Raw genomic sequence first — 23,602 nt, 5'->3', positions numbered from 1 at the left:
GCCGTGGGTTGCACCTGAGTTGATTATCAGGCGAATATCGTCATCAGGTAGGCGATAAACAGTGCCAGATGCGCTGCACCGTTGAGCACATTGGTGCGTCCGGTGGAGAAGGAGATATGGCACAGCACCAGCGAAGAAACCATGACAATCATCTCTGGTGCGCCCAGCGCGAACACCAGGTCATTCCCTGTTGCCCAGGCAATCAGTGTGACGACGGGTACGGTCAGTGAGATGGTGGCAAGTACTGAGCCGAAGAATAAATTCATCGCTCGCTGCACCTGATTGTTCAGTACTGCTTTCAACGCACCTAAACCCTCAGGGGAGAGAATAAGCAACGCCACCAGGAAACCGGTAAATGCCACTGGTGCATTCAGCTCAGTGAGTAATGTTTCCAGCGGATTGGCATTCATTTTGGTGACGGCAATAACGGCAATCAAATGGATGACAAGCCAGGCTGCGTGCCACAGATTGCTGTGCGCTGAAGGTTTACCGTGATGTGGGTCATCGCCGTCCCCCTCATCTTCATGTTCGTAAATGAACAGGCTCTGGTGTGTTTTAGTCTGGATCAGCAAAAATACGCCGTACATTGCTGCTGAAATTAAGGCTACCAGCAGTGCCTGTGCGGTGGTGAAATTCGCTCCCGGTAATGCCATCGGGAATACCAGCACGATAATGGCCAGCGGAAATAGAGCAATTAAATACTGCTTAATACCGAACAGGTTCATATACTGGGTGGCAAATTTGCGGCCACCCAACAGTAATGAAAACCCGACCAGCCCACCGGTTACGATCATAATGATTGAATAGAGCGTATCGCGCATTAGCGTGGGTGCGGCGTCACCAGTTGCCATTAATGCGGAAATTAAACTGACTTCGAGAATAACCACCGAAAGGCTGAGAATCAGCGAGCCATAGGGTTCACCAAGTCGGTGAGCTAATACGTCTGCATGACGGACAACGCTGAATGCGCTACTTAATATACCAATAAGGGCTAGTGCGTTAATGCCGATGACCACTGGTAGTGACTGACTGCTCCCCCAAAAGAACAGTACTACCAGCGCCAAAATCGGAAAGGCGAGTGAGGTCTCCTTGTGGCGGGTTTTTACCGCCTCATGTGCATGTGTCATGTAATTAATTCTCCATCTCTGCAGGTGCTTATAATTATAAATGTATTAAAGAATGTAAAAAATAACAGATCTTTCGGTATTTCCGATCTGATTTTACGTAATTTTACGGCATGGACCATTTTTTGCATCAAAGTGAGCAAAATGGTGTGTCTTGTTTAGAGAGTATTTAAATAACAAGATGTTAGGTTTCTAAATTAGTCAAAATATCACACGATGAGATGCTGACGGTCGCGCCAGACCGGGACATAAAAAGAGGATATAAAGTGCCGTTGAGCCTTTGTTACCTTGCATGCAGTCGATGAATTGCCTATTGTCCTGGTATTGGTTTCAAAATGAGCAGTAAAAAAGCTTGGAAGGCGTCAAAAAAGTTGTCGCAGGGAAGTCGCAGTGGCGGAGGTGTAAGGTGTTAACGCGTGATTTTTTATTGAATGCTGACTGTAAGACGGCATTTGGTGATATTGAAGAATCACTACTCTGGTCGGCGGAACAACGGGCAGCCTCACTGGCCGCCACGCTTGCCTGCCGTCCAGATGATGGACCGGTGTGGATCTTTGGTTATGGATCGTTGATGTGGAACCCGGCGTTAGAGTTTGAAGAGTCCTGTACCGGGACGTTAGTCGGCTGGCATCGCGCATTTTGTTTGCGCCTGACGGCAGGGCGAGGAACGGCGTGTCAGCCGGGACGGATGTTGGCCCTGAAAGAGGGGGGGCGCACTACGGGTGTGGCATACCGTTTACCGGATGCATCGCTGGAGCAAGAGCTGTCCCTGCTGTGGAAGCGTGAAATGATCACGGGTTGCTACCTGCCAACGTGGTGTCAGCTCACGCTGGATGATGGCCGAACGGTGAGTGCGCTGGTCTTTATTATGGATCCGCGACATCCATTGTTTGAGTCCGATACCCGTGCTCAGGTTATCGCGCCGCTTATTGCTTCTGCCAGTGGGCCATTGGGAACTAACGCGCAATATCTGTTCTCGCTGGAACAGGAATTGGTGAAGTTGGGGATGCAGGATGACTGTCTTAACGATCTGGTGATTACGGTCAAAAGATTGTTGGGAGAGAACCTGCCGGAAGGCGTCATGCGACCGAGATTTGCCTAGGCGTTGCCAGGTTATCTGTTGTGTGCCCGATAAGCGTAGATGCTTTCGGGCAGTACATCATCAGGCTGCAATATAACTGATTGAATGCTCCAGAGACTGGCTGTGGCTGTCGATCAGCACGTTCCAGACGCCGGTATACGGTACAGTCAGCCATGCGTTATCACGATTCTGCACACTTAAAATGTCGGTCTGCGTGTCTTTGACGTGATTTTTCTCGCTCATCAGATGGATGTGACAACGCTCCGAACAGCGTACCACCACCGTATCTCCACCAAATAATTTCAAACTTGCCTTCACTAATGCCATTTTTCACCCCGTTCTTGAAAACAACGTACTTTCTGTCGAAAGTGCTGCGTGATGTTGTTCACATTTCACTCATTGCATAACACCAAAGGGGAGGGGGCAGGATGCTGATTTTGATCAAAAAATGGCATAACGATTAAACAAAAATGACAAAATCCCTTAAAAGGGTTGAAAGGGCGAGCTTACGTTTAACGAAACCGCGCCCATCTGAGATTAAATCGGGAAATTACCGGCACTTTCAGTACGCTTGCCTGAAAGTGTTGGCATCAGAAGGTCAAAACCTTATCTGCTGCCAGCGTCCACTGAGCCAGTTCCACCAGCGTACCGACTTCAACGCCATCAATTAACGGCAGAGCGGTGATCCCGCGGCCATCGGTACAGGTTTTGCAGAGTTTTACCGGAACGTTTTGTGCTGTCAGGATTTCCAGCATTTGCTGAATATTATAACCTTCCCCCGGTTTCTGCCCGCGCAGCCCTGCAGTGACGGCATCCGACATTAAAAACAGACGCAGGTCGAGGCTGCCCTCCTGCTCGCGCAGAGCGATGGCCAGACGCAGACTGTTGAATAACGACTCGCTTCCATAGGCTGCACCGTTCGCGATGATCACTATCTTTTGCATTTTTACTCCTGTTGCTGCATGTGAGCGTTAATAACTGACACGTATGTTACACCTATTTCCCGATGCCAGGATAATGCCGAAAAAGGAAGGAAGGGCTGAAAATCAATGCTGAAGACGTTATGGTTTAAGATAAGTATGCCGCTGTGGCTAATTGATGTAAGAAACCACTAACGATTTGAGCCGTAATATTTATTTATCTCTCGCAGTATTCTCACTCTTGCCGTTTGCAGGCGGTACTGCCAGCGCGCAATCGTCTTTTATTCACCAGGCGGAAAACCCTTTCGATAACAATAGTGATGGCTTGCCCGATCTCGGTATGGCGCCGGAGTCGCGGGCAGGCGAAAAGCACTTTGCCGAAATGGTTAAAGCGTTTGGGGAAGCCAGCATGACCGATAACGGCCTTGATACTGGCGAGCAAGCGAAGCAGTTCGCGTTTGGCCAGGTGCGTGACACAGTCAGTGAGCAGGTGAATCAACAGCTTGAATCCTGGCTTTCTCCGTGGGGGAATGCCAGCGTTGGGTTGCAGGTGGATAATGAAGGTAGCTTTGCCGGCAGTCGAGGAAGCTGGTTTATCCCGTGGCAGGACAATCAACGCTATCTCATCTGGAGCCAGCTGGGACTGACGCAACAGGACGAAGGCCTGGTCAGTAATGCGGGGATTGGGCAGCGCTGGGTACGTGACGGTTGGTTAGTGGGTTACAACACCTTTTATGACAACCTGCTGGATGAGAATCTGCCACGTGGCGGATTCGGCGCCGAGGCGTGGGGAGAGTATCTGCGGCTATCCGCCAACTACTACCAGCCGTTTTCCTCGTGGCAGAATCGTTCTTCGACACAGGAGCAAAGGATGGCGCGGGGCTACGACCTTACTGCGTTGATGCGGTTACCCTTTTATGAGCATCTCAATACCAGCGTCAGCGTCGAGCAATATTTTGGCGATCGGGTAGACCTTTTCCATTCGGGAACGGGCTACCGCAATCCGGTGGCGGTAAACCTGGGACTGAGCTATACGCCAGTGCCGCTGATTACGGTGACCGCGCAGCATAAACAGGGCGAAAGCGGGGTAAGCCAAAATAATCTGGGATTGACCCTCAATTATCGTTTTGGCGTTCCGTTAAAAAAACAGTTAATGGTGAGTGAAGTCGCAAACAGCCGATCGCTGCGCGGGAGTCGTTATGACGATCCTCAGCGTAACAGCGTGCCAACGCTGGAGTATCGCCAGCGTAAAACCTTATCTGTATTTCTGACAACACCGCCGTGGGATCTGAAACCCGGCGAGACGGTAGCGTTGAAATTACAGGTGCGTAGTCAGTATGGCATCCGTCATCTGACATGGCAGGGAGACACGAAAGCATTGAGTTTAACGGCCGGAAGCCATCCTCGTAGTGCGCAAGGCTGGACGGTTATTATGCCGAAGTGGGATAGCAGTGAAGGAGCAACCAACCGTTGGCGGCTGTCCGTCGTCGTGGAAGACGAGCAGGGCCAGCGTGTCTCTTCCAATGAGATCACGCTATCACTGCCCGAACCGTTTAATGCCGTTTCGGGAAATGATCCTCGTTAATACTCGCGTTATCAGAAGATGCGTTCCTGGTGCACCCATACCGCGGCTTCAACGCGTGATTTAAGCTTCATTTTCTTCAGCATATGCTTTACATGCACTTTTACCGTGCTTTCGGTGATATCGAGGCGGCGAGCAATCATCTTGTTAGGCAGACCCTGGGCGATGAGCTTAAGAATATCGCGTTCACGTGGCGTCAACTGAGTTACATCACGATCGGAGGTCGCACGGTTAGCGCGCAGGCTGGCGGCCAGAACCGGGGTTAAGGCTTCGCTCAGTACCATTTCACCGGCGGCAGCCTGTTGCAACGCCTTCAGTAGATCTTCTGGCTCCATGTCTTTCAACAGATAGCCGTCAGCACCGCGTTTCAGGGCAGTCACGACGTCTTCTTCATGGTTGGAAACACTGAAAACGACGATGCGTCCGGACAGAGATTTCTCTCGTAGCTTATCAAGCGTTTCCAGACCGTTCATTCCCGGCATGTTGAGATCAAGAAGGATCAGATCGGGATCAAGTGATTCAGCCAGCTCGATACCCTGCTCGCCATTACTGGCTTCGCCGACCACGGTGATATCGGACGCCATGCTGACAAGCTGTTTTACACCGGTGCGCAGCATCGGATGATCGTCGATCAACAGGATGGTTGCCGGTTCCAGATTACTCATGGGTATCTCCTTGGACTTCTGTGAAGTTTGTTTCGGGAATAAAAGTGACAGCAACTTCAGTACCGCCCGTCTCGCGACGGCGTACGCGGCAATCGCCGCGCAAGCTCTGCGCACGGTCGCGCATTATAATCATGCCGTAGTGGTTACTGCGTTCGGCGTTTTCTGGTACGCCGCAGCCGTTATCTTGCACTGTCAGTTTGACCTGTTTGCCATTTTGCACCACCGTCACGATGACTTCATTGGCCTGAGAGTGTTTAAGCGCATTACTCAGGGCCTCACGGGCAATCTGCAGCAGGTGGATTGCCTGATGTGAAGGGACCAGGCGCGGCGGCAACTGATAATCCAGCTTCACCGTAAAACCAAAGCGAGCGCTGTATTCCTGGCAGCTGGCTTCCAGCGCGGGCCGCAACCCAGGCTCAGTCAACTGCAAACGGAAGGTCGTCAACAATTCACGTAGCTGTGCCCAGGAGGCGTTCAGCTCGTTACGAATCTGACTTAGCAACTCACGACTGTTTTCCGGGAGCGCGTCGCCCTGCATCTGCAAACAACTGACCTGCATCTTCATACAGGAGAGCGATTGTGCAATAGAATCATGGAGTTCGCGAGCAATGGTGGCACGCTCTTCCATCACGATCAACTGCTGCTGACGTTCCTGGTGTCTGTCCAGCGCCAGTGTTGCGGTGAGTTGTTCAACCAGAGTATCGACCAGTTGCTGCTGATCGTGACTGAGATGACGCCCGTACGGCAAGGTGGCGAGCAGAATACCGTACTGGGTATGCGCATCGGTCAGCCGCCATTTCAGCGTAGTACCACCATCAATGGCGGGCAGTGTGCCTCGTGGACACAGATGACAACCTTTTTCATCGCAACTGGCACTCGACTGGCAGGTAAATTCCTGATGATTATCTTCATCTTCCAGGTCATAAACCCGCAACTCAATATCGTGCAGCAGCGTTAAATTTTGCAACCCGTTGAGTACCGGTGAAAGCCGCTCACACAACGGTATCTGTGAGTGCAGACGGCGGTTGGCTTGCCACAGGAAAGAGAGGATCTGGTTTTTATGTTCCAGACCCGCGGTTTTTTCCTGCACCCGCTGTTCCAGTACGGCATAACTTTCGGCCAGTTCTTCGGACATATTGTTCAGCGCCGAACCCAGTGCCGCCATCTCATTACGTCCGCTGATATGCGCACGTTGCGTAAAATCACGCTGGCTGACGGCGCGGGCCATCGCCAGCAGTTGTTTCCACGGCTGCAGCAGACGTACGCGCAGCCAGATAATCGTAAAGACCAGCAGCAGAGCCATAAATACTGCCATCAGGCGATGCAGCATAACAACGCGTTCAATACGCAACTCCGTGGTATGGTCAAAGGCGGTAACCAACTTATCCAGTCCGGTCACAAAGCGTGAAACGTCGTCGGCGACCGCATCCCCCGTTTGTGCATGTTTAAGCCCAGGTGCCAGTTCGGTGTGCCAGTAATCCTGTAATGCCTTTAACTGGGTCTGCTGGCCGTCGCGCTGCGCGGCACGAGTCAGTTCAGGGCTAAACGCCGTTTGTTCCATTTCATCCAGCAGCGGTTGATCGCTGGCGTCCAGCGGTACGGCAGCCAGCAAACGGTAGCTCTGCATGCGTAGCGAGCCGGCTTTATTGATCGCGTGAGCGCTACCCTGAATGCCTTGAACCAGCCAGCCGGAGACAGCCATACCCGCCACGCCAAGCGCGGTAGACAGCAAAACAATCAGCGCCACCTGGTTAACCAGCGTAAGCGGGGAAAGACAACGTTTAAACATGTGACTTCTTCCTTCGGGTTCTCAGTGAGCAGAAAACCTTATTGAATGACGATTCTGCTGCAGGCAGTGCCGCTATTCTCAGCGATACACTGGAGTATACCCATACCTCAAACGGGCTACCCCTTAATTGCCGACAGGGGGAGAGATCCTGGACGTCGGGGAGTAGGGTGCGACAGAAGCGTGAAAAACCACATCTTTTTTACCGAAGTTATGTACTCATTTAGGGTAATGATAAATTTTAGGCGTTAATAATGACACCTTTTCCTTTGATTTATATCAACTTACCCCCGGCTGTAAACCCTAATGTTGCAGGCATCGAAACAAGTATCAGAGGTGTCTATGAGTCACTCATCTGCCCCGGAAAGGGCATCTGGAGCTGTAATCACGGAATGGCGGCCGGAAGATCCCGCCTTCTGGGAACAGCGTGGTCAACGAGTTGCCAGCCGTAACCTGTGGATTTCAGTCCCTTGTCTGCTGCTGGCGTTTTGCGTATGGATGTTATTTAGCGCAGTGGCGGTGAACTTACCGAAAGTGGGATTCAATTTCACCACTGAGCAGCTGTTTATGCTGACGGCATTGCCTTCAGTTTCCGGCGCGCTGCTGCGCGTACCGTACTCCTTTATGGTTCCCCTGTTTGGTGGACGACGCTGGACAGCGTTCAGCACAGGTATCCTGATAATCCCCTGCGTGTGGTTAGGCTTTGCTGTGCAGGATACCACCACGCCGTTCAGTACCTTTATTATTATCTCCCTGCTGTGCGGTTTTGCCGGTGCGAACTTTGCTTCCAGCATGGCAAATATCAGCTTCTTCTTTCCAAAACAGAAACAGGGCGGCGCGCTGGGGTTGAACGGCGGCCTGGGCAACATGGGCGTCAGCGTGATGCAGTTGGTTGCGCCGCTGGTGGTCTCACTGTCCATCTTCGCCGCTTTTGGCAGCCATGGTGTTGAACAACCGGATGGCACGCAGTTGTATCTGGCAAACGCCGCATGGATTTGGGTGCCGTTCCTCGCTATTTTCACGCTGGCCGCATGGTTCGGTATGAACGAACTGGCAACCTCAAAAGCGTCGTTAAAAGAGCAATTGCCGGTACTGAAACGCGGGCATTTGTGGATTATGAGCCTGCTGTATCTGGCAACCTTCGGCTCTTTCATCGGCTTCTCCGCAGGTTTCGCGATGCTGTCAAAAACGCAGTTCCCGGAAGTGCAGATCCTGCATTATGCCTTCTTTGGGCCGTTCATTGGCGCTTTGGCGCGTTCTGCGGGCGGCGCAATCTCTGACCGTCTGGGCGGGACCCGCGTCACGCTGGTGAACTTCGTGCTGATGGCTATTTTCAGTGCCTTATTGTTCCTGACGCTGCCATCAAACGGTGTCGGCGGCAACTTCATTGCCTTCTTCGCCGTGTTCCTGGCGCTGTTCCTGACGGCCGGGCTGGGGAGTGGTTCAACCTTCCAGATGATCTCTGTCATCTTCCGTAAGCTGACGATGGACAGAGTGAAAGCTGAAGGCGGTTCAGAAGAGAAAGCGATGCGCGAGGCGGCAACCGACACTGCGGCAGCGTTGGGCTTTATCTCTGCTATTGGTGCGATCGGCGGCTTCTTTATCCCGAAAGCATTTGGTACGTCCCTGGCATTAACCGGTTCTCCGGTCGGTGCGATGAAAGTATTTCTGATCTTCTATGTCGCCTGCGTGGTCATCACCTGGGTGGTATACGGACGTCATTCTAAAAAGTAAAAAAGAGGTATACACAAAATCATTCTAACTGCATCAAGGCGGCAAGTGCGAAATCCCCAGGAGCTTACTGAAGTAAGCTCCTGGGGAGAACGAGCGCAGCCAACGCAGAAGCAGTTTGAAGGATGAAGTGTAGGTTGATTATCCATTGCGCGGCGTTATACCGCGCTTTTTTTTGCCTGTGATTAGTTACAACATACTTTTGTATTGTGGCATGACAACAGCCTGTGAGAACGGCGTACGCAATATGCTAAGCAGGGGGGATACCCCTTAATACCCACTTATAAAGAATTTAACATTTGCATGATAAGTGAATTATTTAAAATCCTTTAAATTCAATTCATTACGCTAAATATTAATATCCCACTTTGGGGGTATGTAAAAACCAACCCTCATTTTTCATCCCTGTCTGCCTTGATCGTTATCAATTATCACGCCCTTTCAGAGCGTTACCTTCACTCCCAATCAAGCAATGTCGATTTATCAGAGAGCCGTCAGGCTCCTACAGGAGAAAACCGATGAGTAAATTCCTGGACCGGTTTCGCTACTTCAAACAGAAGGGCGAAACCTTTGCCGATGGGCACGGCCAGCTTCTCAACACCAACAGGGACTGGGAGGATGGATACCGCCAGCGTTGGCAGCATGACAAAGTCGTGCGTTCAACCCACGGCGTAAACTGCACCGGCTCATGCAGCTGGAAAATCTACGTGAAAAATGGTCTGGTAACCTGGGAAACCCAGCAAACTGATTACCCGCGTACTCGTCCAGATCTGCCAAACCACGAACCTCGCGGCTGCCCGCGTGGCGCGAGCTATTCCTGGTATCTCTACAGCGCAAACCGCCTCAAATATCCGCTGATGCGCAAACGTCTGATGAAGATGTGGCGTGAAGCGAAAAGACTGCACAGCGATCCCGTTGACGCCTGGGCCTCCATCATCGAAGACGCCGATAAAGCAAAAAGCTTCAAACAAGCGCGTGGTCGTGGCGGGTTTGTCCGTTCTTCCTGGCAGGAAGTAAACGAACTGATTGCGGCATCTAACGTCTATACCGTGAAAACCTATGGTCCTGACCGCGTTGCTGGTTTCTCACCGATCCCGGCAATGTCGATGGTTTCTTATGCTTCTGGCGCGCGCTACCTGTCGCTGATCGGCGGTACTTGCCTGAGCTTCTACGACTGGTATTGCGACTTACCGCCTGCGTCTCCGCAGACCTGGGGTGAGCAGACAGACGTACCTGAATCTGCTGACTGGTACAACTCCAGTTACATCATCGCCTGGGGTTCTAACGTACCGCAGACCCGTACCCCGGATGCGCACTTCTTCACAGAAGTTCGCTACAAAGGTACCAAAACTGTCGCGATTACGCCGGACTACGCAGAAATCGCCAAGCTTTGCGACCTGTGGCTGGCACCGAAGCAGGGGACCGATGCGGCGATGGCGCTGGCGATGGGCCACGTTATGCTGCGTGAGTTCCATCTCGACAACCCAAGCCAGTACTTTACCGATTACGTGCGCCGTTACACCGACATGCCAATGTTGGTCATGCTTGAAGAGCGTGACGGTTACTATGCCGCTGGGCGTATGCTGCGTGCCGCCGATCTGGTTGACTCCCTGGGTCAGGAAAATAATCCAGAGTGGAAAACCGTTGCCATCAATACCGACGGCGAAATGGTTGCGCCAAACGGTTCAATTGGTTTCCGCTGGGGTGAAAAAGGTAAATGGAACCTTGAGCAGCGCGACGGCACGTCCGGTAAGGAAACCGAGCTGCAGCTCAGCCTGTTGGGCAGCCAGGACGACATCGCTGAAGTCGGCTTCCCGTATTTTGGCGGCGAAGGCACCGAGCACTTTAGCAAAGTTGAACTGGAAAATGTTCTGCTGCACAAACTGCCGGTAAAACGCCTGCAACTGGCAGATGGCTCTACTGCGCTGGTGACTACCGTTTACGATCTGACCATGGCCAACTACGGTCTGGAACGTGGTCTGAACGATGAAAACTGCGCCTCCAGCTACGACGATATCAAAGCGTATACCCCGGCATGGGCAGAGAAAATCACTGGCGTATCGCGCGCTCAGATCGTGCGCATCGCCCGTGAATTTGCAGATAATGCCGATAAGACGCACGGTCGTTCGATGATTATCGTCGGTGCGGGTCTGAACCACTGGTACCACCTCGATATGAACTATCGTGGCCTTATCAACATGCTGATTTTCTGCGGCTGCGTTGGTCAGAGCGGCGGCGGCTGGGCACACTATGTGGGCCAGGAAAAACTGCGTCCGCAGACAGGCTGGCAGCCCCTGGCGTTTGCCCTCGACTGGCAGCGTCCGGCGCGTCACATGAACAGCACCTCCTACTTCTATAACCACTCCAGCCAGTGGCGCTATGAGACGGTCACCGCGCAGGAACTGCTGTCTCCGCTGGCGGATAAATCCCGCTACAGCGGCCATTTGATTGACTTTAACGTGCGCGCCGAGCGTATGGGCTGGTTGCCGTCCGCACCGCAGTTGGGTACTAACCCGCTGTACATTGCGCGTGAGGCGGAAAAAGCTGGGATGACACCCGTCGATTACACCGTTAAATCTCTGAAAGAGGGTTCTATTCGCTTTGCGGCAGAACAACCAGAAAACGGTAAAAACCATCCGCGTAACCTGTTTATCTGGCGTTCTAACCTGCTCGGTTCTTCCGGTAAAGGTCATGAATACATGCTGAAGTACCTGCTGGGTACCGAGCACGGTATTCAGGGACTGGACCTGGGTAAACAGGGCGGCGTGAAGCCAGAAGAAGTGGAATGGCAGGACAACGGGCTGGACGGCAAACTGGATCTGGTGGTGACGCTGGACTTCCGTCTGTCGAGCACCTGTCTGTACTCCGACATCGTGCTGCCTACCGCAACCTGGTACGAGAAAGACGATATGAATACTTCGGATATGCATCCGTTTATTCATCCGCTGTCTGCCGCTGTTGATCCAGCCTGGGAGTCGAAAAGCGACTGGGAAATCTACAAAGGCATCGCGAAGAAATTCTCTGAAGTCTGCGTAGGCCACCTCGGGAAAGAAACCGACGTGGTGACGCTGCCAATCCAGCACGACTCCGTCGCCGAACTGGCGCAACCGCTGGACGTGAAAGACTGGAAAAAAGGCGAATGCGATCTGATTCCAGGCGTTACCGCACCGCACATCATGACCGTTGAGCGTGATTACCCGGCAACTTACGAGCGCTTCACCTCTATCGGTCCGTTGATGGAAAAAATCGGTAACGGTGGTAAAGGGATTGCCTGGAACACCCAGAGTGAAATGGACTTGCTGCGTAAGCTCAATTACACCAAGGCGGAAGGCCCGGCGAAAGGACAGCCTTGTCTAAACACGGCTATTGATGCCGCTGAGATGATCCTCACCCTGGCACCGGAAACAAATGGTCAGGTTGCCGTGAAAGCCTGGGAAGCGCTGAGTGAATTTACCGGACGTGACCATACGCATCTGGCGCTGAACAAAGAAGATGAGAAGATTCGCTTCCGTGATATTCAGGCGCAGCCGCGCAAAATTATCTCCAGCCCGACCTGGTCAGGTCTGGAAGATGAACATGTGTCTTATAACGCCGGTTATACCAACGTTCACGAGCTGATCCCTTGGCGCACGCTTTCTGGTCGCCAGCAGTTGTATCAGGATCATCAGTGGATGCGCGACTTCGGTGAAAGCCTGCTGGTTTATCGTCCGCCAATCGACACCCGTTCGGTGAAAGAGGTGATGGGCGAGAAGTCTAACGGTAACCCGGAAAAAGCACTTAACTTCCTGACGCCGCACCAGAAATGGGGTATCCACTCCACCTACAGCGACAACTTGCTGATGCTGACGCTGGGACGCGGTGGTCCGATCGTGTGGATGAGTGAAGTTGATGCGAAAGAACTGGGTATCGAAGATAACGACTGGATCGAAGTTTTCAACAGCAACGGTGCCTTAACCGCCCGTGCCGTTGTCAGCCAGCGTGTGCCGGCCGGGATGACCATGATGTACCACGCGCAGGAACGTATTGTGAACCTGCCAGGTTCAGAAATTACCCAGCAGCGTGGCGGGATCCATAACTCGGTAACGCGTATTACGCCGAAACCGACCCACATGATCGGCGGCTATGCACATCTGGCCTACGGCTTTAACTACTACGGCACCGTAGGGTCGAACCGTGATGAGTTCGTTGTGGTACGTAAGATGAAGAACATTGACTGGTTGGATGGTGAAGGCAATGACCAGGTACAGGAGAGCGTAAAATGAAAATTCGTTCACAAGTCGGCATGGTGCTGAATCTCGATAAGTGCATCGGTTGCCACACCTGTTCAGTAACCTGCAAAAACGTCTGGACCAGCCGTGAAGGTGCCGAATATGCCTGGTTCAATAACGTTGAAACGAAGCCAGGTACGGGGTTCCCGACTGACTGGGAAAACCAGGAAAAATGGAAGGGCGGTTGGATCCGTAAAATCAACGGCAAGCTGGTGCCGCGCATGGGTAACAAAGCGCTGCTGCTGGGTAAAATCTTTGCTAACCCGCATCTGCCGGGCATTGATGATTACTATGAGCCGTTTGATTTCGACTACCAGACGCTGCACAACGCACCTGCTGATAGCAAGGCGCAGCCGATCGCCCGTCCGCGCTCGCTGATTACCGGTCAGCGTATGGACAAAATCACCAAAGGTCCGAACTGGGAAGATGACCTGGGCGGCGAGTTCGAGAAACTGGCGAAAGACCAGAACTTCGAAAATATACAGAAGGCGATGTACGGCCAGTTCGAAAACACCTTCATGATGTATCTGCCCCGTCTGTGCGAGCACTGCCTGAACCCGGCGTGCGTGGCGACCTGCCCAAGTGGCGCCATCTACAAACGTGAAGAAGATGGCATCGTGCTGATTGACCAGGACAAGTGCCGTGGCTGGCGTATGTGCATCACCGGTTGCCCGTATAAGAAGATCTACTTCAACTGGAAGAGCGGGAAATCTGAGAAGTGCATTTTCTGCTATCCGCGTATCGAAGCCGGTCAGCCGACAGTTTGCTCTGAAACCTGCGTAGGTCGTATTCGTTATCTCGGCGTGCTGCTGTATGACGCAGATGCGATTGAAAGCGCGGCAAGCACCGAGAACGAGAAAGATCTGTATCAGAGTCAGCTGGACGTATTCCTCGATCCAAACGATCCAGCGGTGATTGAACAGGCACTGAAAGATGGCATTCCGCTGAGTGTAATCGACGCGGCCCAGCAGTCTCCGGTATACAAAATGGCGATAGACTGGAAGCTGGCGCTGCCGCTGCATCCGGAATACCGCACGTTGCCGATGGTCTGGTATGTGCCACCTTTATCTCCGATTCAGTCCGCTGCTGACGCGGGTGAACTGGGTAGCAACGGTATTCTGCCAGACGTGGACAGCCTGCGTATCCCGGTTCAGTACCTGGCGAACCTGCTGACAGCGGGTGATACCCAGCCGGTACTGCGGGCGTTGAAACGTATGCTGGCGATGCGTCACTACAAACGCGCAGAAACCGTAGACGGTAAAGTTGATACCCGCGCGCTGGAAGAAGTCGGGTTGACCGAAGCTCAGGCACAAGAGATGTATCGTTACCTGGCGATTGCTAACTATGAAGATCGTTTTGTGATCCCGAGCAGCCATCGCGAACTGGCGCGTGAAGCATTCCCGGAGAAGAGCGGTTGTGGTTTCACCTTTGGTGATGGTTGCCACGGTTCTGATACTAAATTCAATCTGTTCAACAGTCGCCGCATCGATGCTGTCGATGTGACCAGCAAAACGGAGCCGCACCAATGATTGAACTCGTCATTGTTTCGCGTCTGCTCGAGTACCCGGATGCTGCCTTGTGGCAGCATCAGCAGGAACTTTTCGATGCACTCGCGTCATCTGAAAACCTGGACAAAGAGGATGCCCAGACTCTGGGCGTTTTCCTGCGCGATTTAACTGCGCAGGACATGCTGGATGCACAGGCAAGCTATAGCGAACTGTTCGACCGTGGTCGTGCGACTTCGCTACTGCTGTTTGAACATGTTCACGGTGAATCCCGCGATCGTGGACAGGCGATGGTTGACCTGATGGCGCAGTATGAGCAGCACGGGCTACAACTCGATAGCCGCGAATTGCCAGATCACTTGCCGCTGTATCTGGAGTACCTCGCACAGTTGCCAAAAAGCGAAGCGTTAGGTGGCTTGCAGGATATCGCCCCGATTCTGGCGCTGCTCAGTGCGCGTCTGCAACAGCGCGAAAGCCGTTACGCGGTGCTGTTCGATCTGCTGTTAAAACTGGCGAATACCGCTATCGACGGTGACAAAGTGGCCGAAAAAATTGCGGATGAAGTTCGTGACGACACGCCGCAGGCACTGGATGCTGTTTGGGAAGAAGAGCAGGTGAAATTCTTTGCCGACCAGGGATGTGGTGAGTCTGAAATTTCTGCTCACCAGCGTCGTTTTGCAGGGGCCGTTGCGCCGCAGTACCTGAACATCACCACCGGAGGACAGAACTAATGCACTTCCTGAATACGTTCTTCTTTGACATCTATCCGTATATTGCGGGTTCTGTCTTTCTGATTGGCAGCTGGTTACGTTACGACTACGGTCAGTATACCTGGCGTGCGGCTTCCAGCCAGATGCTGGATCGCAAAGGGATGAACCTTGCGTCAAACCTGTTTCACATTGGGATCCTTGGCATCTTCGCGGGTCATTTCCTGGGGATGCTGACGCCACACTGGATGTACGAAGCGTGGTTACCGCTTGAAGTGAAGCAAAAGATGGCAATGTTTGCCGGTGGTGCCAGTGGTGTGATGTGCCTGGTGGGGGGCGTGCTGCTGCTGAAACGTCGTCTGTTTAGTCCACGCGTGCGTGCAACGACCACGGGAGCCGACATTCTGGTGTTGTCTGTTCTGGTTATCCAGTGTGCACTGGGCCTGCTGACCATTCCGTTCTCGGCTCAGCATATGGACGGTAGCGAAATGATGAAGCTGGTGAACTGGGCACAATCAGTGGTGACCTTCCACGGCGGGGCGTCTCAGTATCTGGATGGCGTGGCATTCATTTTCCGCATGCACCTGGTATTAGGTATGACGCTGTTCCTGTTGTTCCCGTTCTCGCGTCTGGTACATATCTGGAGCGTGCCAGTCGAGTATCTGACACGTAAATATCAGATTGTGCGCGCCCGTCATTAATTTCGCGTTGCAACGCACCAAACCCCGCTACGGCGGGGTTTTTTGTATTCTGCACGCCGGATGGCGGCGTAACCGCCTTATCCGGCCTATGCAGACGTCAGTTCTCTGTAGGCCTGATAAGCGTAGCGCATCAGGCAAATTGCTGGCACGTATTGAGGGCAGAATATGGGGGATTGCAGATGGACTTTGTGTTGGTGCTATATGAAGTGATGGTGGTGGGGGAAGGATGACTCAGCGCTGTGCGCTTCGCTCTTCGGGTCGTTGCCTGCGGCAACGCTTTCTCGCTACGCTCGAATCGAACCTTAGTCGAAGCTTCTCATCCTTCCCGGCTGGGTAGAATATAAGGCATTGAGATATGATTTAGTGAAGTCTTACAGGAGAAGATGGTGGTGGGGGAAGGATGACTCAGCGCTGTGCGCTTCGCCCTTCGGGTCGTTGCCTGCGGCAACGCTTTCTCACTACGCTCGAATCGAACCTTAGTCGAAGCTTCTCATCCTTCCCGGCTGGGTAGAATATAAGGCATTGAGATATGATTTAGTGAAGTCTTACTGGAGATGATGGTGGTGGGGGAAGGATTCGAACCTTCGAAGTCGATGACGGCAGATTTACAGTCTGCTCCCTTTGGCCGCTCGGGAACCCCACCAGGGGTAATTCAAATTGTAGGTAAAGCTTGAGGATGGTGGTGGGGGAAGGATTATTCGTTGCTTCGCTCCTCACCCTTCGGGCCGTTGCCGCTGGCAACGTTCTCTCGCTTTCGCTCGAGTCGAACCTTAATCGAAGATTCTCACCCTTCCCAGTAAGTGCAAACTTCAGCATAGCTTATTGGGGTTACTACATCGCTGTAGTGAATAATGGTGGTGGGGGAAGGATTCGAACCTTCGAAGTCGATGACGGCAGATTTACAGTCTGCTCCCTTTGGCCGCTCGGGAACCCCACCACGGGGTAATGCTATGTTACTGGCCTGCTTCCTTTGGAAGCGGGGCGCATCATATCAAATGATGCGCCCCTGTAAAGCATTCCGTTGATAAAAAAGAACTGGTTGCCTGATTTTTACGCGTAAAGATGTAAAGGTAACCAATAAAATTATCAATCGATTACAGAATAATCGTTCGGTTACCGTAAACAAAGACACGCTGCGCGAGAACCTGATACAGCGCGCGGCTTAATACGTTTTTTTCAACGTCACGACCGGCACGCATCATATCCTCTGCGGTATAGGTATGATCCACATGAATCACGTCCTGCATGATGATCGGACCTTCATCGAGGTTATCATTCACATAATGCGCCGTCGCACCGATGATCTTCACACCGCGGTCATAGGCCTGATGGTACGGGCGAGCACCAATAAACGCTGGCAGGAATGAGTGGTGGATATTGATAATTTTATTTGGGAAGCGAGAAACAAATGTCGGCGTCAGGACACGCATATATTTTGCCAGCACGACATAGTCTGGCTGATGTGCGTCGATAGCATCGGCCATTTTCTGGTCATGTTCGTCACGCGTTAATCCTTCGTGGCTGACCAGCTCAAAAGGAATATCAAAACGCTCAACCAGGGAACGCAGCGTGTCGTGGTTGCCGATAACCGCGGCAATTTCAACATCCAGTCCGCCGTAATTGGCCTTCATTAACAGATCGCCCAAACAGTGGGCTTCTTTGGTGACTAAAATAACGATGCGGCGCCGTCCCGCAGGCGTAAGCTCGCGAATGGAACCTTCTGGTAGCGCGCTGTCCAGATCGGTCAGCAGTGTGACATCGTTAAAAATGCCTTCCAGCTCGGTGCGCATGAAAAAACGCCCGGTACGATGGTCCACGAACTCATTATTCTGCACGATGTTCAGTTCGTGCTTGTAACAGATGTTAGTAATGCGCGCGATCAGACCTTTTTGGTCCGGGCAAATTGTACGCAGCACTTTTCGTTGTAATGAATGCATTTGCAGCGGAGATCCTGTTGAGAATGTTTGCATAATTGATACTGTCGGGCGTTGATTAGCCGCAGCACTTTTTAAATTTTTTACCGGAGCCACAAGGGCAGGTATCGTTTCGTCCAATTTGCGGGCGTGTACCATCGATATAGTACCACTGACCGTTTTCTTTTAAAAAACGAGAGCGTTCGATAATTGCGCCTGTTTTTCCCTGTTCAGAAAACCGTGCGACAAAACTGACATAGCCGATATTGTCGGTTTCTGCCGTCTGCTGTTCAAAAACGGTCAGTCCCAGCCATTCGGTATGGGTAAATCCTGCAATAATGTCATCCCGGAAATCGGCGGCATGACAATCTGGATGCCAGGTTTTGATGAGGTAATCTGCGTCTTTCATCACAAAAGCACAGTAACGAGAACGCATGAGATGTGACGGCGTAGGTGCTACTTGTGCACCGGACACATAACGGTAGCAACATAGGCTATACTCGACAGCGCTACCACAGGGACAAAGCTGAGACACAAAGTACTCCCTGGAATAAAAAAACGGCGTAAAAACGCCAGGGTGGCACTATGTTAACTGAGCCGTGGCGATGTTGCTACGTCTGCAAGCCAGGGGAAGTCTGTAGGTATAATGAGAAAAATAAAAATTGGGCTGGCGCTAGGTTCCGGCGCAGCACGCGGCTGGTCGCATATTGGTGTGATCAAAGCCCTGAAACACATGGGCATTGATATTGATATTGTGGCAGGGTGTTCCATTGGCTCACTGGTCGGAGCCGCCTACGCATGTAACAAACTCCCCGCGCTTGAACAGTGGGTTTGCTCCTTCAGTTACTGGGATGTTTTACGCCTGATGGATCTCTCGTGGCGCAGGGGCGGATTATTGCGCGGCGAACGGGTATTCAATCAGTATCGGAATGTCATGCCGGTAGAATCTATCGAACAATGCTCACGTCGTTTTGCTACTGTCGCAACCAATCTAAGTACGGGCCGTGAACTCTGGTTTACCGAAGGTGATTTGCATCTTGCCGTCCGTGCCTCCTGCAGTATTCCTGGCCTGATGTCACCTGTGGCGCATAATGGTTATTGGCTGGTTGATGGCGCGGTGGTGAACCCTGTACCTGTCTCCCTGACGCGTGCGTTGGGGGCCGATATCGTTATTGCAGTCGACCTGCAACATGATGCGCACCTGATGCAACAGGATCTGCTCTCCTTCAACGTCAATAGTGAAACCGAATCGAACGATGATGATGAGCTGTCATGGCATGCCCGCCTGAAAGAACGTTTGAGCAACATTACGGCCCGGCGTGCAGTCACGGCACCTACGGCGATGGAGATCATGACGACCTCGATTCAGGTTCTGGAAAACCGTCTCAAGCGCAACCGTATGGCTGGAGATCCGCCTGATATTCTGATTCAGCCGTTTTGTCCGCAAATATCTACGCTGGATTTCCATCGCGCCAGTGCTGCAATTGCTGCCGGGCAGTTAGCGGTCGAGAAGAAAATGGATGAGCTTCTGCCCCTGGTAAAAACCAACGTTTAACGCATTTTTCATCAACACTTAAGCAAATTCTGACAGGCGTGAGTTGCAATAGCATGCCACTATTTACTAAAGCCAGTCAGGGGGGAGAATATGACGCAGCCATTGGTCGGAAAACAGATTCTTATCGTTGAAGATGAGCCGGTATTTCGCTCGCTTCTGGATTCATGGTTTTCCTCTTTGGGAGCGACAACAGCAGTAGCGGGAGACGGGCTTGATGCGCTGGAGTTACTGGGGCGCTTCACCCCCGACCTGATGATTTGCGATCTCGCTATGCCGAGAATGAACGGCCTTAAACTGGTTGAGTATCTGCGTAATCGTGGCGATCAGACGCCGATTCTGGTGATCTCCGCAACGGAAAATATGGCCGATATTGCCAAAGCATTACGACTCGGTGTGGATGATGTTCTTTTAAAGCCCGTGAAGGACCTTAACCGCCTGCGAGAAACCGTTTTTGCGTGTCTTTATCCCAATATGTTTAATTCTCGTGTGGAAGAAGAAGAGCGGCTGTTTCGCGACTGGGATGCGATGGTGGGCGATCCTGCAGCTGCTGCAAAACTGTTGCAAGAATTGCAGCCCCCAGTGTCGCAGGTCATCTCGCATTGTCGGGTTAACTACCGCCAGTTGGTTGCCGCCGATCAGCCAGGGCTGGTACTGGATATTGCGCCGCTCTCAGACCATGATCTCGCGTTTTATTGTCTGGATGTGACAAGGGCCGGGGATAATGGCGTCCTGGCGGCATTACTACTGCGTGCGCTATTTAACGGTTTGCTACAGGAACAGTTGGCACATCAAAATCAACGATTGCCGGAGTTGGGTGCGTTATTGAAGCAGGTGAATCATTTACTGCGTCAGGCTAATTTACCAGGACAGTTTCCTTTGCTGGTGGGCTATTATCACAGCGGATTAAAAAACCTGATTTTGGTATCAGCAGGGCTGAATGCGACATTAAATACAGGTTCACATAATGTACAAATCAGTAATGGTGTTCCGCTGGGCACCTTAGGTAATGCGTATCTTAATCAACTGAGCCAGCGTAGTGAGTCCTGGCAATGCCAAATCTGGGGGGCAGGCGGTCGTTTGCGCCTGATGTTGTCTGCGGAATGAACAATTGACAGGTAGGGGAATAAAATTGGCTCACCTACTCACGCGGCGAGTGCTACTATCAGCGCCAGATTTATACGTATTTATCTTAATTATACCGACGCGCGTCCTTTTCAGACCTGAAGCTTACTGCGGTACTGATATACTCGGATGCGAAACAGATTGATGAACATGTTCAATACATGAACAGTCCAGGAGAGTTTTAAATGGCTGCCCTTAATTCAAAAGTCAAAAAGGCCGTTATCCCGGTTGCGGGATTAGGAACCAGGATGTTACCGGCTACGAAGGCAATCCCGAAAGAGATGCTACCGTTGGTTGATAAGCCATTAATTCAGTACGTCGTGAACGAATGTATTGCTGCGGGCATCACTGAAATTGTACTCGTGACTCACTCGTCTAAAAATTCAATTGAAAACCACTTTGATACCAGCTTTGAACTTGAAGCGATGCTTGAAAAGCGCGTAAAACGTCAGCTTCTGGAAGAAGTGCAATCTATTTGCCCTCCGCATGTCACTATTATGCAGGTGCGTCAGGGGTTGGCAAAAGGTCTGGGGCACGCGGTATTGTGTGCCCATCCGGTTGTTGGCGATGAACCCGTTGCGGTCATCCTGCCGGACGTTATTCTTGACGAATACGAATCTGATTTATCCCGTGACAACCTTGCTGAAATGATCCACCGTTTTGATGAAACAGGCAGCAGTCAGATTATGGTGGAGCCTGTAGCAGACGTAACGGCTTATGGCGTTGTTGATTGCAAGGGCGTTGAATTAACGCCTGGTGAAAGCGTACCGATGGTTGGCGTGGTAGAAAAACCGAAAGCAGACGTTGCGCCATCTAATCTGGCCGTTGTGGGGCGTTATGTTCTCAGTGCGGATATCTGGCCTCTGCTGGCAAAAACACCTCCGGGAGCAGGTGATGAAATTCAGCTGACTGACGCTATCGATATGCTGATCGAAAAAGAAACGGTAGAAGCCTATCACATGAAGGGTAAAAGCCATGACTGTGGTAATAAGCTGGGCTATATGCAGGCGTTTGTTGAATATGGTATTCGCCATAATACGCTTGGCGCTGAATTTAAAGCGTGGCTTGAAGATGAGATGGGTATTAAGAAGTAACCTCGCGGTATTATAAGGACAGAACGGCGCTGCTAATCCAGCGCCGTTTTTTTATACCTAATTTGGGTAGGGCGATGTGCGAAGTACGGGTAAAAAAATCCCGCCAGTGGCGGGATTTTAAGCAAACTATTTCTGAATTATTCCTTGATCAGGAAATCGTCCAGTTGTTTACCTTGTTCTTCCATCGCTTTTTTGATCACAGCCGGTGTACGACCCTGGCCAGTCCAGGTTTTAGTTTCACCGTTTTCGTCAACGTAGCTATATTTAGCCGGACGCGCTGCGCGTTTAGCTTTGGTACCGGACTTAACCGCTGCCATGCTATTCAGCAGTTCGTTCGGATCGATACCATCAGCAATCAGCATTTCACGATATTGTTGCAGTTTACGAGTACGCTCTTCAACTTCAGCAGCCGCAGCGCTTTCTTCTTCGCGACGCTCGCTAACTACAACTTCTAATTTTTCCAGCATTTCTTCAAGCGTTTCCAGAGTACATTCTCTCGCCTGCGCACGAAGAGTACGGATGTTGTTCAGAATTTTAAGTGCTTCGCTCATTGTAGTAATCTCAAACTTATATTGGGGGTGGTTTGTTGAGCTAATAATAGAGCGATAAATTCAGTTGTGCAATAGCCAGGAATGTAAGGAATTCAAAATTGCTCTTTATTTAGTGTCTGTATTAATTGTTCTGTCTTAATTTTACGACGATGTCGGGCATAAAAAAGGCTTATTGGTATGCGGGCTTCATGGCAGCAGCGAGTAAAAATTCAAGATTCAGGTCACATTTCATGGTGTACAAATAGTATCTCTTTGCAGTGATTTCAACCTTTTGTATTAGTTTTGCTTACGGGAATCCCCTATTACAAGGTGGCTATCGTTAGATGCAATAACAATAAGGGCAGGGTTTCTTTATTGCGCTGTGATGATAAGTGACGTTGATGAATTTCAGGAGCACTATTTGTGAAAGAGTGTGTATATACTCATCATACTTCAGGTTGTTTGTGCTTTGGCAGCGGACTTTCACTCTATCGTACACTTGAGAAAGTACTCAAGGACACTTCCGCGCAGCGGGGTATTTAGACGAAACAGGGCGATGTTCGCACGTTCTTTTATACATCCCGGATGTCACGCTGCACCGACATGTTTGTGAAATATGATACAATCCTGCCCATATTTATTTTCCCCGGTGAGGGCCGATACACAATGGCACAGCTTTATTTTTACTATTCTGCAATGAATGCAGGCAAGTCGACGGCATTGCTGCAATCTTCATACAATTATCAGGAACGTGGGATGCGTGCCGTTGTATATACAGCGGAAATTGATGACCGTTTTGGCGCGGGAAAAGTAAGTTCACGTATAGGCCTGTCGTCACCTGCAAAATTGTTTAACCAAAATTCATCATTGTTCGAGGAGATTCGTGCGGAGAATGCGCAGCAACGAATTCACTGCGTGCTGGTTGATGAGTCTCAGTTTCTGACGCGACAGCAGGTTTATGAATTATCAGAGGTTGTTGATCAGCTGGATATTCCCGTGTTGTGTTATGGCTTACGCACTGATTTTCGTGGTGAGCTCTTCGGTGGTAGCGAATACCTGCTTGCATGGTCAGATAAGCTGGTTGAATTAAAAACTATTTGTTTCTGTGGCCGTAAGGCCAGCATGGTATTACGCCTTGATCAGGCCGGAAGGCCTTATAACGAAGGAGAGCAGGTCGTTATAGGCGGAAATGAACGCTATGTATCGGTGTGCCGCAAGCATTATAAGGAAGCACAGTCTGAAGGCTCTCTGACGGCCATTCAGGAACGTCACAGCCACGATTAACCCTCCTCTGTTCTCCTGCTGAGTTAAAATCGCA

The 23,602-nt window shown here is 51.4% G+C and carries 19 protein-coding genes, 2 tRNA genes and 3 other RNA genes; 11 read left to right on the top strand and 13 right to left on the bottom strand.

What is annotated here, in order from left to right; genetic code table 11:
* Positions 1-26 precede the first annotated feature (26 nt).
* Positions 27-1,127 carry a sodium-potassium/proton antiporter ChaA gene (gene chaA / locus AL515_RS14095; RefSeq protein WP_061068020.1) on the bottom strand — a complete coding sequence of 367 codons (1,101 nt, stop codon included), beginning with the start codon at positions 1,125-1,127 and terminating at the stop codon, positions 27-29.
* 403 nt (positions 1,128-1,530) lie between these two features.
* On the opposite strand from chaA, the gene AL515_RS14090 reads away from it, so the two are divergent.
* The gene (locus tag AL515_RS14090; RefSeq protein ID WP_061068019.1) at positions 1,531-2,226 is read left to right on the top strand and encodes a gamma-glutamylcyclotransferase; all 696 of its coding nucleotides are present in this window, start codon (positions 1,531-1,533) and stop codon (positions 2,224-2,226) included.
* A gap of 60 nt (positions 2,227-2,286) precedes the next feature.
* Here the strand turns inward: AL515_RS14090 and AL515_RS14085 are convergent, their stop codons facing one another.
* Both AL515_RS14085 and AL515_RS14080 read right to left on the bottom strand, forming a co-directional pair.
* Positions 2,287-2,532 (bottom strand): DUF1883 domain-containing protein, encoded by a 246-nt coding sequence (locus AL515_RS14085; RefSeq protein ID WP_042318612.1) that lies wholly within the window; start codon positions 2,530-2,532, stop codon positions 2,287-2,289.
* Between the two features lie 263 nt (positions 2,533-2,795).
* Positions 2,796-3,149: a DsrE/DsrF/TusD sulfur relay family protein gene (locus AL515_RS14080; RefSeq protein ID WP_005126372.1), complete on the bottom strand. Its 354-nt coding sequence runs from the start codon at positions 3,147-3,149 to the stop codon at positions 2,796-2,798.
* A gap of 175 nt (positions 3,150-3,324) precedes the next feature.
* On the opposite strand from AL515_RS14080, the gene AL515_RS14075 reads away from it, so the two are divergent.
* Positions 3,325-4,710: a YchO/YchP family invasin gene (locus tag AL515_RS14075; RefSeq protein ID WP_071887350.1), complete on the top strand. Its 1,386-nt coding sequence runs from the start codon at positions 3,325-3,327 to the stop codon at positions 4,708-4,710.
* 11 nt (positions 4,711-4,721) lie between these two features.
* On the opposite strand, the gene narL is transcribed toward AL515_RS14075, so the two are convergent.
* Both narL and narX read right to left on the bottom strand, forming a co-directional pair.
* The gene (narL, locus tag AL515_RS14070; protein ID WP_061068018.1) at positions 4,722-5,372 is read right to left on the bottom strand and encodes a two-component system response regulator NarL; all 651 of its coding nucleotides are present in this window, start codon (positions 5,370-5,372) and stop codon (positions 4,722-4,724) included.
* On the bottom strand, positions 5,365-7,161 hold the full coding sequence (narX, locus tag AL515_RS14065; protein ID WP_061068017.1) for a nitrate/nitrite two-component system sensor histidine kinase NarX: 1,797 nt from the start codon (positions 7,159-7,161) through the stop codon (positions 5,365-5,367). Before narX ends, narL begins: the two co-directional genes overlap by 8 nt.
* A gap of 339 nt (positions 7,162-7,500) precedes the next feature.
* Between narX and AL515_RS14055 the strand changes: the two genes are divergently transcribed.
* The 5 genes from AL515_RS14055 (at position 7,501) to narI (ending at position 16,070) form a co-directional block, all read left to right on the top strand.
* Entirely contained in the window at positions 7,501-8,892 is a 1,392-nt protein-coding gene (locus AL515_RS14055) for a NarK family nitrate/nitrite MFS transporter (RefSeq protein ID WP_061068016.1), read from the top strand.
* A 515-nt stretch (positions 8,893-9,407) separates the two neighbouring features.
* On the top strand, positions 9,408-13,151 hold the full coding sequence (locus AL515_RS14045; RefSeq protein ID WP_061068015.1) for a nitrate reductase subunit alpha: 3,744 nt from the start codon (positions 9,408-9,410) through the stop codon (positions 13,149-13,151).
* Complete coding sequence (gene narH, locus AL515_RS14040) at positions 13,148-14,686, top strand: nitrate reductase subunit beta (protein WP_061068014.1); 1,539 nt, start codon at positions 13,148-13,150, stop codon at positions 14,684-14,686. Before AL515_RS14045 ends, narH begins: the two co-directional genes overlap by 4 nt.
* Positions 14,683-15,393 carry a nitrate reductase molybdenum cofactor assembly chaperone gene (narJ, locus tag AL515_RS14035; RefSeq protein ID WP_048211471.1) on the top strand — a complete coding sequence of 237 codons (711 nt, stop codon included), beginning with the start codon at positions 14,683-14,685 and terminating at the stop codon, positions 15,391-15,393. Before narH ends, narJ begins: the two co-directional genes overlap by 4 nt.
* A complete protein-coding gene (gene narI, locus AL515_RS14030; RefSeq protein WP_045443634.1) occupies positions 15,393-16,070 on the top strand; it encodes a respiratory nitrate reductase subunit gamma in 678 nt (225 codons plus the stop codon). Before narJ ends, narI begins: the two co-directional genes overlap by 1 nt.
* Positions 16,071-16,280: 210 nt before the next feature.
* On the opposite strand, the gene AL515_RS14025 is transcribed toward narI, so the two are convergent.
* From AL515_RS14025 to AL515_RS13995, 7 genes are all read right to left on the bottom strand, one after another.
* Positions 16,281-16,411, bottom strand: a non-coding RNA gene (locus AL515_RS14025) — RtT sRNA.
* 43 nt (positions 16,412-16,454) lie between these two features.
* A non-coding RNA gene (locus AL515_RS14020) (RtT sRNA) lies at positions 16,455-16,585 on the bottom strand.
* Positions 16,586-16,628: 43 nt separating this feature from the next.
* A tRNA-Tyr gene (locus tag AL515_RS14015) sits at positions 16,629-16,713 on the bottom strand.
* Positions 16,714-16,747: 34 nt separating this feature from the next.
* Positions 16,748-16,879, bottom strand: a non-coding RNA gene (locus tag AL515_RS14010) — RtT sRNA.
* A 43-nt stretch (positions 16,880-16,922) separates the two neighbouring features.
* Positions 16,923-17,007 (bottom strand) — tRNA-Tyr (locus AL515_RS14005).
* Positions 17,008-17,164: 157 nt separating this feature from the next.
* Entirely contained in the window at positions 17,165-18,007 is an 843-nt protein-coding gene (gene purU, locus AL515_RS14000) for a formyltetrahydrofolate deformylase (RefSeq protein WP_048211473.1), read from the bottom strand.
* A gap of 55 nt (positions 18,008-18,062) precedes the next feature.
* The gene (locus AL515_RS13995; protein WP_061068013.1) at positions 18,063-18,518 is read right to left on the bottom strand and encodes a YchJ family protein; all 456 of its coding nucleotides are present in this window, start codon (positions 18,516-18,518) and stop codon (positions 18,063-18,065) included.
* Positions 18,519-18,629: 111 nt separating this feature from the next.
* Here AL515_RS13995 and rssA point away from each other — a divergent pair, with 111 nt between their 5' ends.
* The 3 genes from rssA to galU all read left to right on the top strand — a co-directional run bounded on the left by rssA (position 18,630) and on the right by galU (position 21,754).
* Complete coding sequence (gene rssA / locus AL515_RS13990) at positions 18,630-19,538, top strand: patatin-like phospholipase RssA (RefSeq protein ID WP_048211475.1); 909 nt, start codon at positions 18,630-18,632, stop codon at positions 19,536-19,538.
* A 90-nt stretch (positions 19,539-19,628) separates the two neighbouring features.
* Positions 19,629-20,642, top strand: a complete 1,014-nt coding sequence (rssB, locus tag AL515_RS13985) for a two-component system response regulator RssB (RefSeq protein WP_061068012.1) — start codon at positions 19,629-19,631, stop codon at positions 20,640-20,642.
* 203 nt (positions 20,643-20,845) lie between these two features.
* On the top strand, positions 20,846-21,754 hold the full coding sequence (galU, locus tag AL515_RS13980) for a UTP--glucose-1-phosphate uridylyltransferase GalU (RefSeq protein WP_045443617.1): 909 nt from the start codon (positions 20,846-20,848) through the stop codon (positions 21,752-21,754).
* 137 nt (positions 21,755-21,891) lie between these two features.
* On the opposite strand, the gene hns is transcribed toward galU, so the two are convergent.
* Positions 21,892-22,305, bottom strand: coding sequence for a histone-like nucleoid-structuring protein H-NS (hns, locus tag AL515_RS13975; protein WP_003020723.1), 414 nt, complete (start codon positions 22,303-22,305; stop codon positions 21,892-21,894).
* 645 nt (positions 22,306-22,950) lie between these two features.
* On the opposite strand from hns, the gene tdk reads away from it, so the two are divergent.
* A complete protein-coding gene (gene tdk, locus AL515_RS13970; RefSeq protein ID WP_005126397.1) occupies positions 22,951-23,568 on the top strand; it encodes a thymidine kinase in 618 nt (205 codons plus the stop codon).
* Positions 23,569-23,602: the final 34 nt, after the last annotated feature.

The organism is Citrobacter sp. FDAARGOS_156 (assembly GCF_001559235.2).
Lineage (GTDB): Bacteria > Pseudomonadota > Gammaproteobacteria > Enterobacterales > Enterobacteriaceae > Citrobacter > Citrobacter youngae.
This window is presented reverse-complemented; position numbering and strand designations above follow the sequence as displayed.